This window comes from Alistipes montrealensis (genome assembly GCF_018362775.1).
In the GTDB taxonomy this organism is placed as follows: Bacteria; Bacteroidota; Bacteroidia; order Bacteroidales; family Rikenellaceae; genus Alistipes; species Alistipes montrealensis.
In genome coordinates, this window is sequence record NZ_JAGYXY010000001.1 from 197,680 (window position 1) to 212,029 (window position 14,350).

The 14,350-nt window shown below is 59.1% G+C and carries 12 protein-coding genes; 6 read left to right on the forward strand and 6 right to left on the reverse strand.

Annotation, left to right across the window (positions count from 1 at the left end; genetic code table 11):
* Window positions 1-64 precede the first annotated feature (64 nt).
* Window positions 65-1,576, reverse strand: coding sequence for a sulfatase-like hydrolase/transferase (locus tag KG007_RS00795; RefSeq protein ID WP_213346917.1), 1,512 nt, complete (start codon window positions 1,574-1,576; stop codon window positions 65-67).
* Window positions 1,577-1,769: 193 nt separating this feature from the next.
* On the opposite strand from KG007_RS00795, the gene KG007_RS00800 reads away from it, so the two are divergent.
* The gene (locus tag KG007_RS00800; protein WP_213346919.1) at window positions 1,770-3,332 is read left to right on the forward strand and encodes a sulfatase family protein; all 1,563 of its coding nucleotides are present in this window, start codon (window positions 1,770-1,772) and stop codon (window positions 3,330-3,332) included.
* On the opposite strand, the gene KG007_RS00805 is transcribed toward KG007_RS00800, so the two are convergent.
* Window positions 3,292-3,744 (reverse strand): sulfatase-like hydrolase/transferase, encoded by a 453-nt coding sequence (locus KG007_RS00805; RefSeq protein ID WP_249413203.1) that lies wholly within the window; start codon window positions 3,742-3,744, stop codon window positions 3,292-3,294. The two genes, KG007_RS00800 and KG007_RS00805, sit on opposite strands and share 41 nt — an antisense overlap.
* Window positions 3,745-3,937: 193 nt before the next feature.
* Here KG007_RS00805 and KG007_RS00810 point away from each other — a divergent pair, with 193 nt between their 5' ends.
* From KG007_RS00810 to KG007_RS00830, 5 genes are read left to right on the forward strand one after another with little or no spacing between them, the layout of a single operon-like run.
* Window positions 3,938-5,500: a sulfatase family protein gene (locus KG007_RS00810; protein ID WP_213346919.1), complete on the forward strand. Its 1,563-nt coding sequence runs from the start codon at window positions 3,938-3,940 to the stop codon at window positions 5,498-5,500.
* A gap of 1 nt (window position 5,501) precedes the next feature.
* The gene (locus tag KG007_RS00815) at window positions 5,502-6,893 is read left to right on the forward strand and encodes a sulfatase family protein (RefSeq protein ID WP_213346921.1); all 1,392 of its coding nucleotides are present in this window, start codon (window positions 5,502-5,504) and stop codon (window positions 6,891-6,893) included.
* Window positions 6,894-6,915: 22 nt separating this feature from the next.
* Window positions 6,916-8,979 carry a glutaminase family protein gene (locus KG007_RS00820; protein WP_213346923.1) on the forward strand — a complete coding sequence of 688 codons (2,064 nt, stop codon included), beginning with the start codon at window positions 6,916-6,918 and terminating at the stop codon, window positions 8,977-8,979.
* A 15-nt stretch (window positions 8,980-8,994) separates the two neighbouring features.
* Window positions 8,995-10,353, forward strand: a complete 1,359-nt coding sequence (locus KG007_RS00825) for a glycoside hydrolase family 76 protein (RefSeq protein ID WP_213346925.1) — start codon at window positions 8,995-8,997, stop codon at window positions 10,351-10,353.
* Window positions 10,354-10,377: 24 nt separating this feature from the next.
* On the forward strand, window positions 10,378-11,787 hold the full coding sequence (locus tag KG007_RS00830; protein WP_249413204.1) for a sulfatase family protein: 1,410 nt from the start codon (window positions 10,378-10,380) through the stop codon (window positions 11,785-11,787).
* A gap of 55 nt (window positions 11,788-11,842) precedes the next feature.
* Here KG007_RS00830 and KG007_RS00835 read toward each other — a convergent pair whose 3' ends face one another.
* From KG007_RS00835 to KG007_RS00850, 4 genes are all read right to left on the reverse strand, one after another.
* Window positions 11,843-12,331 (reverse strand): methylglyoxal synthase, encoded by a 489-nt coding sequence (locus tag KG007_RS00835; protein ID WP_195458117.1) that lies wholly within the window; start codon window positions 12,329-12,331, stop codon window positions 11,843-11,845.
* A 161-nt stretch (window positions 12,332-12,492) separates the two neighbouring features.
* Entirely contained in the window at window positions 12,493-12,897 is a 405-nt protein-coding gene (locus tag KG007_RS00840) for a DUF5606 family protein (RefSeq protein ID WP_195458118.1), read from the reverse strand.
* Between the two features lie 27 nt (window positions 12,898-12,924).
* Window positions 12,925-13,353 carry a hypothetical protein gene (locus tag KG007_RS00845; RefSeq protein ID WP_195458119.1) on the reverse strand — a complete coding sequence of 143 codons (429 nt, stop codon included), beginning with the start codon at window positions 13,351-13,353 and terminating at the stop codon, window positions 12,925-12,927.
* 3 nt (window positions 13,354-13,356) lie between these two features.
* Window positions 13,357-14,262, reverse strand: a complete 906-nt coding sequence (locus KG007_RS00850; protein ID WP_195458120.1) for a mechanosensitive ion channel family protein — start codon at window positions 14,260-14,262, stop codon at window positions 13,357-13,359.
* Window positions 14,263-14,350 lie beyond the last annotated feature (88 nt).

The following is a 14,350-nucleotide window of genomic DNA, read 5'->3' on the forward strand; positions in this document are numbered from 1 at the left end:
TTATTCAAAAAATGTCAAATTTTGGTCAAACGGGCCAAAAGCCGCCTGCAAGCATGCACATAGTCTATTTAGCCCCATTCATAAACAGTGCGGTCTGCTTCCACTCGCCGTTCGTTTCATTGACCTGGACTGGGCCGGGCGTCGAGCGTCCGCGTTCGATATGCTCCTTCATCCGGGCGGTCAGCCGACACACGACATCGGGATGCTCGCCGATCACGTTCCGCGTTTCGCCGGGGTCGTTCTCCAGGTCGTAAAGCTGCATGGAAGGAAGCGCAGCAATGTACGCTTTGTCCTTGGGGAAAGTCGGGAAACTCCAACCGCCGGAGCCGGCCGTAAAGAGGATTTTCCAACGACCCTCGCGCAGCGAGAAACTGCCGTTGTTCGAATGGTGCACGGCGTCGGGGCGCAGATTCTTGCCCTGCCCCGTCAGTACGCCCCAGAGGCTGTAACTGTCTTCGCCTTCACCGGGCGTAAGCCGGTAGCCCGTCATTTCGGCGAACGTGGCGTATAAATCCGTGAGCGAGGTCAGTCCCTGCTCGATACGACCGCCGTTCCTGCCGCCGCACGAGATGACCAGCGGCACGCGATGCCCGCCGTCGAAAAGGTCGGATTTATAACCCCGGTAGATATAACTGGGATAGTGCCCGTCGGCCTCCATCTCCTTCACCCCGGCTCCGTGGAAACAGCCGTTGTCGGCAGCGAAGACAATAACCGTATTTTCATAAACTCCCTGCTCCTTCAGCCGGGCGACGACCTGCGCGACCACATCGTCGACCATCATCACGAAATCGCCGTAGGGCGAAAGTCCCGACTTGCCGCGGAACTCCTCCGAAGGCAGGATCGGCGTATGCGGGGCCGTCAGCGGCATGTAGAGGAAAAACGGTTTGTCCTTACCCTGCCGGGCGATGTATTCGAGCGATTTCTGCGTAATACGCTGCAAACACTCCCCGTGTTCGAAGTCGGCGCCCTGCGGGCCGCTGCGTTGCAGCAGGAGCCCCTTTCCGTCGGCGGAGGTGCGGTTCGGCTGCGCCGTTACGCGGTCGTTCTCTATATATACATAAGGTGGCATATCGAGCGACGCCGGGATGCCGAAGAAATAGTCGAATCCGCGGGTCACGGGGCCACCTTCGATCGGACCCGAAAAATCGACCTTGCCGTCACGCTTGGTCCAGTTCCAGCCCAGATGCCATTTGCCGATGCAGGCCGTCGAATAACCCTGCTCGGAGAGGTAGGTGGCGATCGTACGGCGATCGGGAGCGATCAGCGGCGGGGAGTAGCTGTTCGTAACGCCGCTCTTGAGGGTCGTGCGGAAGGCATAGCGGCCTGTCAGGATGCCGTAACGCGAAGGGGTGCTCACCGAAGAGCCCGAATGGGCGTCGGCAAAGGTCACGCCGCTGCGGCAGAGGGCGTCGATGGCCGGGGTCTGTATCCGCGACTTTTCATTCAGCGCAGACACGTCGCCGTAGCCCATATCGTCGGCCAGGATAAAGACGACATTGGGTTGTGCGGCGTAAGCCAGCGAAGAGGTCAGTGCGGCTGCCGAAGCGAGCATCGCACTTTTGTCGAATTTCATCATGTACGTTGGAATTAGGTTCGTAATTTTCAAGAAAGGTAAACGAAATTTCCGATCCCGTCAATGCCTCGTCCGGCCCGAACAGGGGTTTGGTCATTTTTTGGCCATATTTGAATAAAATGGCGCACCAAGTCTGTTCCGATCCGCCTAATTTTGTCTCATCCTCTTGCGATAAACAACCTAAACCGAATATCCGATGAATCCTGTGAAAATCTCGCTGAGCGCAACCGCGCTGCTGCCGCTGGTCATACCGACCGCAACGGCCCAGGAGACGGGAACACCCCGGAAGCCCAATTTCGTCTTCATCATGACGGACCAGCAGCGGGCCGACCTCTGCGGCAGGGAGGGTTATCCGCTCGACGTTACCCCTTTCGTGGACCGCATGGCCGCCGAAGGCATCTGGTTCGACCGTGCCTACACCCCCGCCCCGATCAGTGGCCCCGCCCGCGTGGCGTTTCTCACAGGTCGTTTCCCGAAGGCTACGCGCGTAAAATCGAACCACAACATCGAAGACGCCGTCTACAACGACGATATGTTCTCCTTCGCCCGCCGCAACGGCTACCGCACGGCGCTCGTAGGCAAGAACCACGCACACATCAAACCCCAGGACGCCGACTACTGGAGGCCCTACAACCATTTCGGGCAACAGGGAAAAATCGACGACAAAAGCAAGGCCTTTAACGCCTACCTCGGATCGACCGACATGTACGCCAGCTACGAACCGGCTCCGTACGGCGCTGAAATGCAGCAGCCCTGCCGCATGGTCGACGACGCCCTGCAATGGATCGGCGAAGGCGACAAGCCCTTCATGATGTGGCTCTCGTTCGCCGAGCCGCACAACCCCTACCAAGTCAGCGAACCCTATTATTCGATGTTCCCGCCCGAAAAACTGCCCCCGGTGCGGACCGGCCTCAAGGACCTCAGGGTGAAAGGCCCGGAATACGAGCTTCTCCACGAGATGATGTCACTGGGACATGCAGGCTATTACGAGCACCTGGGGCGTCTGCGCAGCAACTACCTCGGAATGATCCGCCTGATCGACGACCAGATCGCCCGCTTCGTGGAACAACTCCGCAAGGACGGCGCTTACGAAAACACGGTCTTCGTGGTGATGGCCGACCACGGCGATTTCGCCGGGGAGTACGGGCTGATGAAGAAAGGCGTAGGCCTCTCGGACATCGTGGCGCGCGTGCCGTTCGTCTGGTTCGGCGGCCCGGTTCCAGCGCAGGGACTGAGCCGGGCACACGTCTCGCTGGTCGATGTTTTCCCGACCTTCTGCGAGATGGCCGGGGGCGAGATTCCCGAAGGAGTACAGGGCCGCAGCCTCGTCGAGGTCGTCCGCGGCGGCGACTACCCCGAGGAGGAGTTCCGCAGCGTGATGAGTGAGGACGGTTACGGCGGCCAGTATTACACCAGGGAAGACGGGACCGACTACGCCAAAGAGGGTGCAACGCGCAAGAAACCCGGATTCTTCGACGAACTGAACACCTGGACGCAGAGCGGTGCGAGCCGCTGCGTGCGCATGGGCGACTGGAAACTGGAATTCGACATGCTGGGCAACGGCGGGATGTACAACGTCAAAAAAGACCCGTCGGAGATGAAGAACCTCTACGGCAACCGAAAATACGCCGCCAAACAGCAGTTCCTGCTGGCCGAACTGCTCAAGTGGGACATCGCTACGGACGATCCGCTGCCGCTGCCCCGCCAGCGTTACCGCTTCAAGCGCAACCCGCACAACTACCTGTTTTACACCGAATAACATGGAGATCAAAGCAACCCATATCGCCGTAGCGGCCGCTGCCCTCGCGGCGTTCCCGGCGGGCGCAGCAGCCAAACGGCCCAATATCGTACTGGTCATCTCGGACGACACGCNTGTTCGTAACGCCGCTCTTGAGGGTCGTGCGGAAGGCATAGCGGCCTGTCAGGATGCCGTAACGCGAAGGGGTGCTCACCGAAGAGCCCGAATGGGCGTCGGCAAAGGTCACGCCGCTGCGGCAGAGGGCGTCGATGGCCGGGGTCTGTATCCGCGACTTTTCATTCAGCGCAGACACGTCGCCGTAGCCCATATCGTCGGCCAGGATAAAGACGACATTGGGTTGTGCGGCGTAAGCCAGCGAAGAGGTCAGTGCGGCTGCCGAAGCGAGCATCGCACTTTTGTCGAATTTCATCATGTACGTTGGAATTAGGTTCGTAATTTTCAAGAAAGGTAAACGAAATTTCCGATCCCGTCAATGCCTCGTCCGGCCCGAACAGGGGTTTGGTCATTTTTTGGCCATATTTGAATAAAATGGCGCACCAAGTCTGTTCCGATCCGCCTAATTTTGTCTCATCCTCTTGCGATAAACAACCTAAACCGAATATCCGATGAATCCTGTGAAAATCTCGCTGAGCGCAACCGCGCTGCTGCCGCTGGTCATACCGACCGCAACGGCCCAGGAGACGGGAACACCCCGGAAGCCCAATTTCGTCTTCATCATGACGGACCAGCAGCGGGCCGACCTCTGCGGCAGGGAGGGTTATCCGCTCGACGTTACCCCTTTCGTGGACCGCATGGCCGCCGAAGGCATCTGGTTCGACCGTGCCTACACCCCCGCCCCGATCAGTGGCCCCGCCCGCGTGGCGTTTCTCACAGGTCGTTTCCCGAAGGCTACGCGCGTAAAATCGAACCACAACATCGAAGACGCCGTCTACAACGACGATATGTTCTCCTTCGCCCGCCGCAACGGCTACCGCACGGCGCTCGTAGGCAAGAACCACGCACACATCAAACCCCAGGACGCCGACTACTGGAGGCCCTACAACCATTTCGGGCAACAGGGAAAAATCGACGACAAAAGCAAGGCCTTTAACGCCTACCTCGGATCGACCGACATGTACGCCAGCTACGAACCGGCTCCGTACGGCGCTGAAATGCAGCAGCCCTGCCGCATGGTCGACGACGCCCTGCAATGGATCGGCGAAGGCGACAAGCCCTTCATGATGTGGCTCTCGTTCGCCGAGCCGCACAACCCCTACCAAGTCAGCGAACCCTATTATTCGATGTTCCCGCCCGAAAAACTGCCCCCGGTGCGGACCGGCCTCAAGGACCTCAGGGTGAAAGGCCCGGAATACGAGCTTCTCCACGAGATGATGTCACTGGGACATGCAGGCTATTACGAGCACCTGGGGCGTCTGCGCAGCAACTACCTCGGAATGATCCGCCTGATCGACGACCAGATCGCCCGCTTCGTGGAACAACTCCGCAAGGACGGCGCTTACGAAAACACGGTCTTCGTGGTGATGGCCGACCACGGCGATTTCGCCGGGGAGTACGGGCTGATGAAGAAAGGCGTAGGCCTCTCGGACATCGTGGCGCGCGTGCCGTTCGTCTGGTTCGGCGGCCCGGTTCCAGCGCAGGGACTGAGCCGGGCACACGTCTCGCTGGTCGATGTTTTCCCGACCTTCTGCGAGATGGCCGGGGGCGAGATTCCCGAAGGAGTACAGGGCCGCAGCCTCGTCGAGGTCGTCCGCGGCGGCGACTACCCCGAGGAGGAGTTCCGCAGCGTGATGAGTGAGGACGGTTACGGCGGCCAGTATTACACCAGGGAAGACGGGACCGACTACGCCAAAGAGGGTGCAACGCGCAAGAAACCCGGATTCTTCGACGAACTGAACACCTGGACGCAGAGCGGTGCGAGCCGCTGCGTGCGCATGGGCGACTGGAAACTGGAATTCGACATGCTGGGCAACGGCGGGATGTACAACGTCAAAAAAGACCCGTCGGAGATGAAGAACCTCTACGGCAACCGAAAATACGCCGCCAAACAGCAGTTCCTGCTGGCCGAACTGCTCAAGTGGGACATCGCTACGGACGATCCGCTGCCGCTGCCCCGCCAGCGTTACCGCTTCAAGCGCAACCCGCACAACTACCTGTTTTACACCGAATAACATGGAGATCAAAGCAACCCATATCGCCGTAGCGGCCGCTGCCCTCGCGGCGTTCCCGGCGGGCGCAGCAGCCAAACGGCCCAATATCGTACTGGTCATCTCGGACGACACGCGCATGCTCGACTTCGGCTGCTACGGCAGTCCCGACGCCGTGACGCCCAACATCGACCGCCTGGCGTCGGAAGGCCTGCGCTTCACGCAGTTCTTCCAGGCGACGGCAATGAGTTCGCCCACGCGCCACTGCCTTTTGACGGGGCTCTACCCCGTACGTTCGGGGGCCTATCCCAACCACACTTACATCGACGACGGCGTAGAAACGCTGCCTAAATTCCTGAAAGACCGGGGTTACAGGGTGGCCATGCAGGGCAAGCGGCACATCGCGCCGATGAGTGCATTTCCCTTCGAGGAACTGGCCAAACCGAACGCTAACGTAAACCCCGCGCGGATCGAAGCGTTCCTGCGCGAAGCATCCGAGAGCGGCGAGCCGTTCTTCCTCTACGTGGCTTCGCACGACGCCCATGCTCCGTGGACGCGCGGCGACCGCTCGCTCTTCGATCCCGCCGAGCTGACCCTGCCCCCGACGCTCGTAGACACGCCCGAAGTCCGGGAACTGTATGTGAACTACTTGGCCGAGATCAACCAGCTCGACAAGGACATCGGAAGTATCGACGCCCTGCTGAAAAAATACGGGTTGGACGACGACACGGTTTTCATCTTCACCAGCGAGCAGGGACACCAGTTCCCGTTCGCCAAATGGACCTGTTACGACGCGGGACTCCAGACGGCCTTCATCGTGCGCTGGAAAGGCGTCACGCGGCCCGGTACGACCACCGACGCGCTGTGCGAATACGTTGACGTGACACCCACGCTCGTGGACATCGCGTCGGGTTCGGTTCCGAAGGGTCTCGACGGCAAAAGTTTCCGAAAGGTGATCGAAGGCAAAAAGTCGAAACACAAGCAGCGAGTCTTCGGCATCCAGACTTCACGGGGCATTCTCAACGGCCCCGACCACTACGGCATCCGCTCGGTCCGCGACGGGCGTTACTGTTACATCCGCAACCTGACCCCCGAAGCCATGTTCCAGTGCGTCGTAACCAAAGAGGAGTACTTCAAGGAGTGGCAGCAACGGGGCGCCGCCGGGGACACGTTCGCCCGGGAACGCGCCGAACTGTACCAGAAGCGGCCTGCCGAGGAGTTGTACGACATTGTGAAGGACCCCTACCAGATGCACAACCTGGCCGCAGACCCCGCCTATGCGAAAGTGCTCGCCCGGATGCGCCCGAAACTCGATGCCTGGATGAAAAGCCAGGGCGACCTGGGAGCCCAGACCGAACTGGATGCGACGCAGCACCTGCTCAACAACCGCAAAAAAGCCCAAAAAGCAAAACAATAAACTATCTTTGAAACCGACCCGAATGAAGAAAAACCTTTTTATAGCGATTCTGGCGGCCGCGTCGCTCTTTGCGACCGCACACGCGGCGGCTCCTGCGCAGCAGAATGCCCTGCGCGCCCCGGCCTACCCCCTGATAACCATCGACCCCTACACCAGTTGCTGGTCGGCGGGCGATTACCTCTACGACAACCACACGACCCACTGGACCGGCCAGCCGTTCCCGCTGGTGGGCGCCCTGCGCGTCGACGGCAGGACCTACCGGTTTATGGGCATCGATGCCCCGACGGGGGCCTTCGACGCGAATTTCGGCGGCGAGCGCTACCTCTCGACTCCCGCATTGCAGAAATCGGCCGACGTGCAGGCCATGCAGACCATTTACGAATTCGTCTGCGGCCCGGTAGGGCTGACGCTGACCTTCACGGCTCCGCTGTTCCTCGACGACCTCGAGCTGATCTCCCGTCCGGTGAACTACATCTCGTATGAAACCCGGTCGCTCGACGGAGCCGCGCACGACGTACAGATTTACTTCGAGGCGTCGCCCGCCTGCGCCGTCAACACCGCCGACCAGCAGAGCGTCGGCAGCGGTTACCGGAAGAACGGCCTGCTGTTCGTCCGCACGGGAAGCAAAGAACAGAATGTGCTCCAGCGCAAAGGCGACCAGATCAAAATCGACTGGGGATATTTCTACCTCAGCACGGGTGAAACCGGTTCGTCGCAGTCGGTAGGCAGCGCCATGGCAATGCGCAAGGCTTTCGCCACGGACGGCAAACTCGACGGCAGAGTCGCCGCCGCCGGCAATGCCAATATCGCCATCGCCCGCAGCCTGGGCCGCTCGGTCAAGGCCGAAGGCATGGTCATGGCCGGATTCGACGACATCTACTCGATCCAGTATTTCAAGACCAACCTGCGCCCCTACTGGAACCGCAGGGGCGACAATTCGATCGAACAGCAGTTTGCACTGGCAGCCAGGGACTATGCGGCCCTGAAGAAAAAGTGCGGGGAGTTCGACCGGGAACTGATGGAATCGGCAACCCGCAAGGGAGGCCGGAAATACGCCGAACTCTGCGCGCTGGCCTACCGGCAGGCTATCGCCGCCCACAAGCTCGTGGAGGCTCCCAACGGCGATTTGATGCTGTTTTCGAAGGAGAACGCCAGCAACGGCTCGATCGGAACCGTCGATATAACCTACCCTTCGGCCCCGCTGCTGCTCTACTACAACCCCGAACTGTGCAAGGCTTTGATGAACCACATCTTCTATTACAGCGAAAGCGGCAAATGGGAGAAACCCTTCCCGGCGCACGACGTGGGGACCTATCCCCAGGCCAACGGGCAGACCTACAAACACGACATGCCGGTCGAGGAGTCGGGCAACATGCTCGTGCTGACGGCAGCCGTCGCGGCATCGGAAGGCAATGCCGAATATGCCCGCAAACACTGGAAGGAGTTGACCCGCTGGGCCGAATACCTCGTCGAGAACGGACTCGACCCCGACAACCAGCTTTGCACCGACGACTTCGCGGGACACTTCGCCCACAACGCCAACCTTTCGATCAAGGCCATCATGGGCATCGCCTCTTACGGCTACTGCGCGCGGCTGCTCGGCATGGAAGAGGTTGCCGACACCTATTTTGCCAAGGCGAAGGAGATGGCCGGGGAATGGGTGAAAATGGCCGATGACGGCGACCACTATCGCCTGACCTTCGACAAGGCCGGGACGTGGAGCCAGAAATACAACCTCGTATGGGACAAACTGCTGGGATTCGGCATCTTTCCCGACAGTGTAGCCCGGAAGGAGATCGCCTATTACCTCGGCAGGCAGAATAAATACGGGCTTCCGCTCGACAGCCGCCGCCAATGGACCAAAGCCGACTGGATCATCTGGAGCGCCACGCTGGCCGAGGACCGGCAAACCTTCGAAACGCTCGTCACACCCATTTGGAACTTCATGAACGAAACGGTCCTGCGCGTGCCGATGTCCGACTGGTACAAAAGCGACGTGCCGGCCCATGTAATCTTCAAGGCCCGTGCAGTGGTCGGCGGCTACTGGATTAAAATGCTCGAAGGAAAATATACGGATAAAAAATAAGAAAACCCGAATCCGATGAATTACAAGATCGCAACCCTCGCCCTGGTGCTGTTATGCGGCAACTGCATCCCCATGCAGGCCCGCGGCGACCGCAAAAAGGCCGCCGTATCGTGGAGCGCGGCGGCAAATTATGCAACAGAAAAACTGGCCGACAACTTCTGGCGCGTGCCCGGCAACGGGTTCGTCGGCAAACAGCCGCCCTACCACTTCACCAACGGCGTGAAAGGCGCCGAGGATTTCTCGAACAACTACTGGCCGCAGGCCCACGGCATGGATGTCTTCATCGACGCCTACCTGCGTGCACGGCGCGAAGGCAACCGCGAGGCGGAAGCCTTCTACAAGGAGTGCTTCGACAAGGGTTACCGCGACCCGATCGGTACGGGCGAGGTCAAGAAACAGGTCGGCGTACTCTGGACCAGCTACGGCATGAAGCGTTACGCCGACATCTCGGCATGCTTCGGCAACCAGTTCGTCGACGATATGGAGTGGCATGCGCTGACCCTGATCCGGCTTTACGAAGCCACTGGGGAGGCCGTTTACCTGCGTGAGGCACAAAAACTCTACGCCCAGATATGGAAGGCCTGGGACCTCCCGGCAGCCCGCGACGTGGGCGGCAACGGCGGATTCATCTGGTGTTACGGAAAGGAGGACACTGCCCAGGGACTCTCGAAAAACGCCTGTTCGAACGCCCCCGGCTGCCTCACGGCCATCCGCCTGCATGAGGTAAAGCAGCGGACCCCGGCTGCGCGCTACAAAGCCGATTCACACCCCGACTACGTCGATTTCGACTACCTGAAAAACGCCGAAACGGTCTACGACTGGATGGCCCGCGAACTCTTCGACCGCGAAACGGGACAGGTTTACGGATCGTTCTCGCAGAAGAAGGGCAAGATGACGGCCTACTCGCTCACCTACGACCAGGGGACGTTCCTCGGGGCCGCTCACCTGCTCTACCGCTACACCGGGAAGAAACTCTACCGCGACGACGCCCTGAAGGCCGCCCTCTACACCATCACTCATCCGGGCATCACCAAAGGCGGCATGCTGCGCGACGAGGGCGCCGGAGGCGACAACTCCTTCTTCAAGGGAATCTTCATCCGTTACGCCGTCGAACTTGTAAACGACCGGCGCATCAAGCGCAAACCCCGTATCCAGCTTTACGACTTCATCTGCCACCAGGCCGAAACACTCTGGACGAAAGGCCTCGGCCGCGATGCCGCCGGGAACCCCGAAGGATTCTTCACGCCCGACTGGAGCCTCAATCAGGAACAGGCGGCCCGCAAAGGCCCCGAATACCAGAAACCGAGGCTGGGATGGCAAGTCAGCGGCGCCACGCTGCTCGAAGCCATGAACGTGATGAAAGACCCCCGTTAACGAAAAATCACTAATTTTACCGCTATGAATAAGCTGAACCTGAATTCTACGCTGCTCAAAGCCTCCGCACTCTCCGCGGCGGTCATGCCCGCAACAGGCATTGCAGCCGAAAAGAGCAAACCCCGGACCGACCGCCCCAACATCGTGGTGATCGTAGCCGACGACCTGCTGTCGTCCGAGCTGAGCTGCTACGGAGGGAAAAACATCGTGACCCCCAACATCGACCGGCTGGCCAACGAAGGGGTACGGTTCACGCACAACTACGCATCGATCGCCATGAGCGTGCCCATCCGCGCCTCGATGTACACCGGTCTCTACCCTGTTCGCCACGGCTCTTACCAGAACCACAAGGCGACCTTTAAGGGGACCAAGACCGTCAACGAATACATGCCCGAAGAGGGCTACCGCGTAGGCCGCGCCGGCAAGAACCACCCGATCACCCCGGCGGTTTACAAATTCGACAAAGTCCCCGGATTTACGGTAGGCTGCACGGCGCTCAAAGCCCCCTACACCGTCGACGGCATCCGCGAATTCATGACCCGCGACGACAATCCGTTCCTGCTCTACGTGTGCAGCATCAACCCGCATGCGCCGTGGACGTGGGGCGACCCGACGGAGTTCGACAAGGATAAACTCGTGATGCCCGAAAACTGTGTGGACAACCCCCGAATGCGGGAGATTTTCACCCATTACCTGGCCGAAGTACGCGCACTCGACAACGAGGTCGGCTCGGTGCTCGAAGTGCTGGAAGAGACGGGCAAACTCGACAATACGATCGTCATGTTCCTCGGCGAGCAGGGACCGCAGTTCCCCGGCGGCAAATGGACCTGCTGGTATCCCGGCGTCAACAGTGCTCTCGTGGCGCGTTACCCCGCGAAAATCGCCCCGGGACGCATATCCCACGCTATCGTGCAGTATGAGGACCTGCTGCCCACGTTCCTCGACATCGCAGGCGGCAAGCCGCGGAAGGAACTCGACGGCGTCAGCTTCCGAAAAGCGCTGTTCGGCCAGTCGGAGAAGGCCCGCAAATATGCCTACGGCATCCACAACAACATTCCGGAGGGCCGTCCCTACCCGATCCGCAGCATCCGCGACGAGAAATACGCCCTGATCTGGAACCTGACGTCCGAGAAAGACTACCACGAAAAGCACCTGATGAAAGAGCCCAAGAGCAACACGGGCGTATGGGAGGCGTGGAAATCCTCGGAAGCAACGGACCCCAAGGCAAAAATGCTGATCGACCGCTTTGTGCACCGTCCCGAGTTCGAGTTCTACGACGTAGAGAACGATCCGTGGGAGATGAACAACCTGGCCGACAAACCCGAGCACCAGAACCGGATTCGAAAAATGAAGGCGGAACTGGTGAAATGGATGGAACAGCAGGGAGACAAAGGCGCCGCAATGGACGTAAGTTTCCCGGGGCAACCCAAGTGATGAAAAAGGCAGCGGTCGTGAAATTCACGACCGCTGCCTTTTTAACCTGTTCCGCCTACTTCAGCACCCGCTCGACATAGGCCTTGTAATCCTTCACGACGGGCTCGTACTCGTCGTCCTCGTACAGCGGCGAGGAGATCAGGAAATCGGCCGACGAACGGTTGATGGCCGTCGGAACGTTGTAAAGCGTCGCCAGGCGCAGCAGCGCCTTCACGTCGACATCGTGCGGCTGGGCCGACATCGGGTCCCAGAAGAAAATCAGGGCATTGATCTTACCGTCGGCGATAAGCGATCCCAACTGCTGGTCGCCGCCCAGCGGGCCCGACTTGAGCAGCGTGATTTTCAGTTCGGGTTTCACCTCCTCTTCGTCCTCGTGTTCCTCCTTGTGGTCACGCAGGGTCTTTTCGACCATCTTGCCGGTCGTACCCGTGCATACCAGGTGGTGACGGCTCAGCTTGCGGCTGTTCCAGTCGACCCACTCCGCCAGGTCGCGTTTCATGTTATCGTGGGCAACCAGTGCCAGCACTTTCGTCTTCCTGTCCATATGAATATCTTTATCTTTGTGAAAACCTCCGGGGCTTTCGGGTTATTTTTACAGTTGCTTTACAAAGATAATACAATTTCCGACATGCGGAAAAAGCCCGTTGCGAACTTAACCGGATCGTCACAAACAAAATGTCCCGGCTCTCACCGGGACATTGTTCGTTACTCGCTTTCTGCCGGGAGTTTGAACTCCGTAAATCCGGCCTTGACCAGCGTGTTGTACCACGCGAAGCATTTCTTGATGTCCGAAACGTGCACCCGCTCGCGGTCGTACTCGGGAAGCACCTCGGCAAATGCGGCCTTCAGGTTCTCGGGCGACTCTTTGGGGCTGATCGCCTCCTTGCCGCCCGTGTGCGCATAGATTTTGGTGAAAACGTCGGCCAGTGCAATGTCCTCGCCTTCGGTGAACATCGAAATCTCCGTAAGGGCGCTCACCTTGGCGTTCGCCGAGGCATTCATGCGCCGTCCGTCGAGCAGCGACTCGACGATCACGCCGCGCGCAGACTGCGCCACGAATTTATAAAGTCCGGGCTGGCCCGAGATGGCCAGAATCTCTTTCAGTTCCATAAATTGTTATTTCTTTGTTAAAATGGGTTATTCGGGTTGCGTGCCGCCTTCCTCCTCTTCGTCCTCGGGAACCGTGTAGGAGCGAACCTGCGAATAGGCGGCCACGTTATAGAACGTAATGGCACGGACCTGGAAAGTCACCTTCCTGCCGCCTTTCTGTTTGGGAATCTTGCCGGAATAAGTGAACGAAGTGATTTCGGCCGAAGGAAATACCCGCGGCGAAGCGACCTTCACGTCCGAACTGTCGTCATCGAGCATATAAACGATGTCCACACGGCTGAATCCGTATTCGCTCGTAACGGGAACCTCCACCGTAACATCCGTATCGGACTTGATCACAGCGGGATAGAAGGAAACCGGCCCGAATTCCGCCGGGGTCGTATATTCGGGTCCCTGGCTCGAATTGCAGGCAAAGAGGCTCAATGCCGCAACGAAGGTGAAGAGGCGTGTTTTCATTTCTTATTCTTTTTTCACATGTACGTCCATCTGCGGGAACGGGAAACTGATGCCTGCTTTCGGCAGTTCCTTGTAGAATTGCTCGTTATGCTCGAAAAAGACGTTCCAGTAGTCGCCGTTCTTCACCCAGGCGCGGATGGAGAGATTCACCGAACTGTCGGCCAGCGCTGCGACCCACACCACCGGGGCAGGATCGGGCATGATGCGCGAATCGGCGGCCAGCATCGAAAGGATAGCCTTGCGGGCCGCATCCACGTCGTCGCCGTAAGAGATACCCACGGTCCAGTCCACACGGCGCAGTTCGGCAGTCGAATAGTTGTCGATGATGGCCGTGGCGATGGAGTTGTTGGGGATGTAAATCGTCTGATTGTCGGCCGTGGTGATCACCGTCGAGAAAAGTTTGATATCGCGGACCGTTCCCGACTGTCCCTGCGCCGAAATGTAGTCGCCGATGCGGTAAGGCTTCATCAGCAGGATCATCACCCCGCCGGCGAAGTTCTGGGCCGTACCGCTCAGGGCCATACCGATGGCCAGCGTAGCGGCCGACGCGACGGCGATGAGCGACGTTACGTTGACACCCAGCGTCGATACGACGATCAGGATGAGCAGCAGCGTGAAAACCGCGCTGATGGTATTGCGCGTGAACGAGCGCAGCGACGTGTCGACATTGCGGTGCTGCATGGCGACATCGACCACCCGGAGGATGCGGCGCACGATCCAGCGGCCTACGAAATAGATCGCCAGCGCGATAAGTACCTTAATCACGATCCAGACTGACTCGCGCAGCAGCGACCCGACGAGTTCGCTGACATCCAGATTTACGATTCGGTTGACAGCTTCGGCGAAATGAGCCTTCTGTACGCTGTCGGGTACTATCACCGGGGCCTCAGTTGCTAAAAATGTCCACATAATTCCATTTTTTAAGTTTATCATGCAAAAATAGCCAAAAAAAGGAGAACTTTATTAACTTTGTCTACGCTTTTTGCAGAAAGCGACG

Excerpts from the sequence above, each read along its gene's own strand:
- KG007_RS00820 (WP_213346923.1), top strand. The coding sequence starts at position 6,916 with ATGAAGAAAAACCTTTTTATAGCGATTCTGGCGGCCGCGTCGCTCTTT.
- KG007_RS00845 (WP_195458119.1), bottom strand. The coding sequence starts at position 13,353 with ATGAAAACACGCCTCTTCACCTTCGTTGCGGCATTGAGCCTCTTTGCC.
- KG007_RS00795 (WP_213346917.1), bottom strand. The coding sequence starts at position 1,576 with ATGATGAAATTCGACAAAAGTGCGATGCTCGCTTCGGCAGCCGCACTG.
- KG007_RS00850 (WP_195458120.1), bottom strand. The coding sequence starts at position 14,262 with ATGTGGACATTTTTAGCAACTGAGGCCCCGGTGATAGTACCCGACAGC.
- KG007_RS00810 (WP_213346919.1), top strand. The coding sequence starts at position 3,938 with ATGAATCCTGTGAAAATCTCGCTGAGCGCAACCGCGCTGCTGCCGCTG.
- KG007_RS00815 (WP_213346921.1), top strand. The coding sequence starts at position 5,502 with ATGGAGATCAAAGCAACCCATATCGCCGTAGCGGCCGCTGCCCTCGCG.
- KG007_RS00835 (WP_195458117.1), bottom strand. The coding sequence starts at position 12,331 with ATGGACAGGAAGACGAAAGTGCTGGCACTGGTTGCCCACGATAACATG.
- KG007_RS00825 (WP_213346925.1), top strand. The coding sequence starts at position 8,995 with ATGAATTACAAGATCGCAACCCTCGCCCTGGTGCTGTTATGCGGCAAC.
- KG007_RS00830 (WP_249413204.1), top strand. The coding sequence starts at position 10,378 with ATGAATAAGCTGAACCTGAATTCTACGCTGCTCAAAGCCTCCGCACTC.
- KG007_RS00800 (WP_213346919.1), top strand. The coding sequence starts at position 1,770 with ATGAATCCTGTGAAAATCTCGCTGAGCGCAACCGCGCTGCTGCCGCTG.
- KG007_RS00840 (WP_195458118.1), bottom strand. The coding sequence starts at position 12,897 with ATGGAACTGAAAGAGATTCTGGCCATCTCGGGCCAGCCCGGACTTTAT.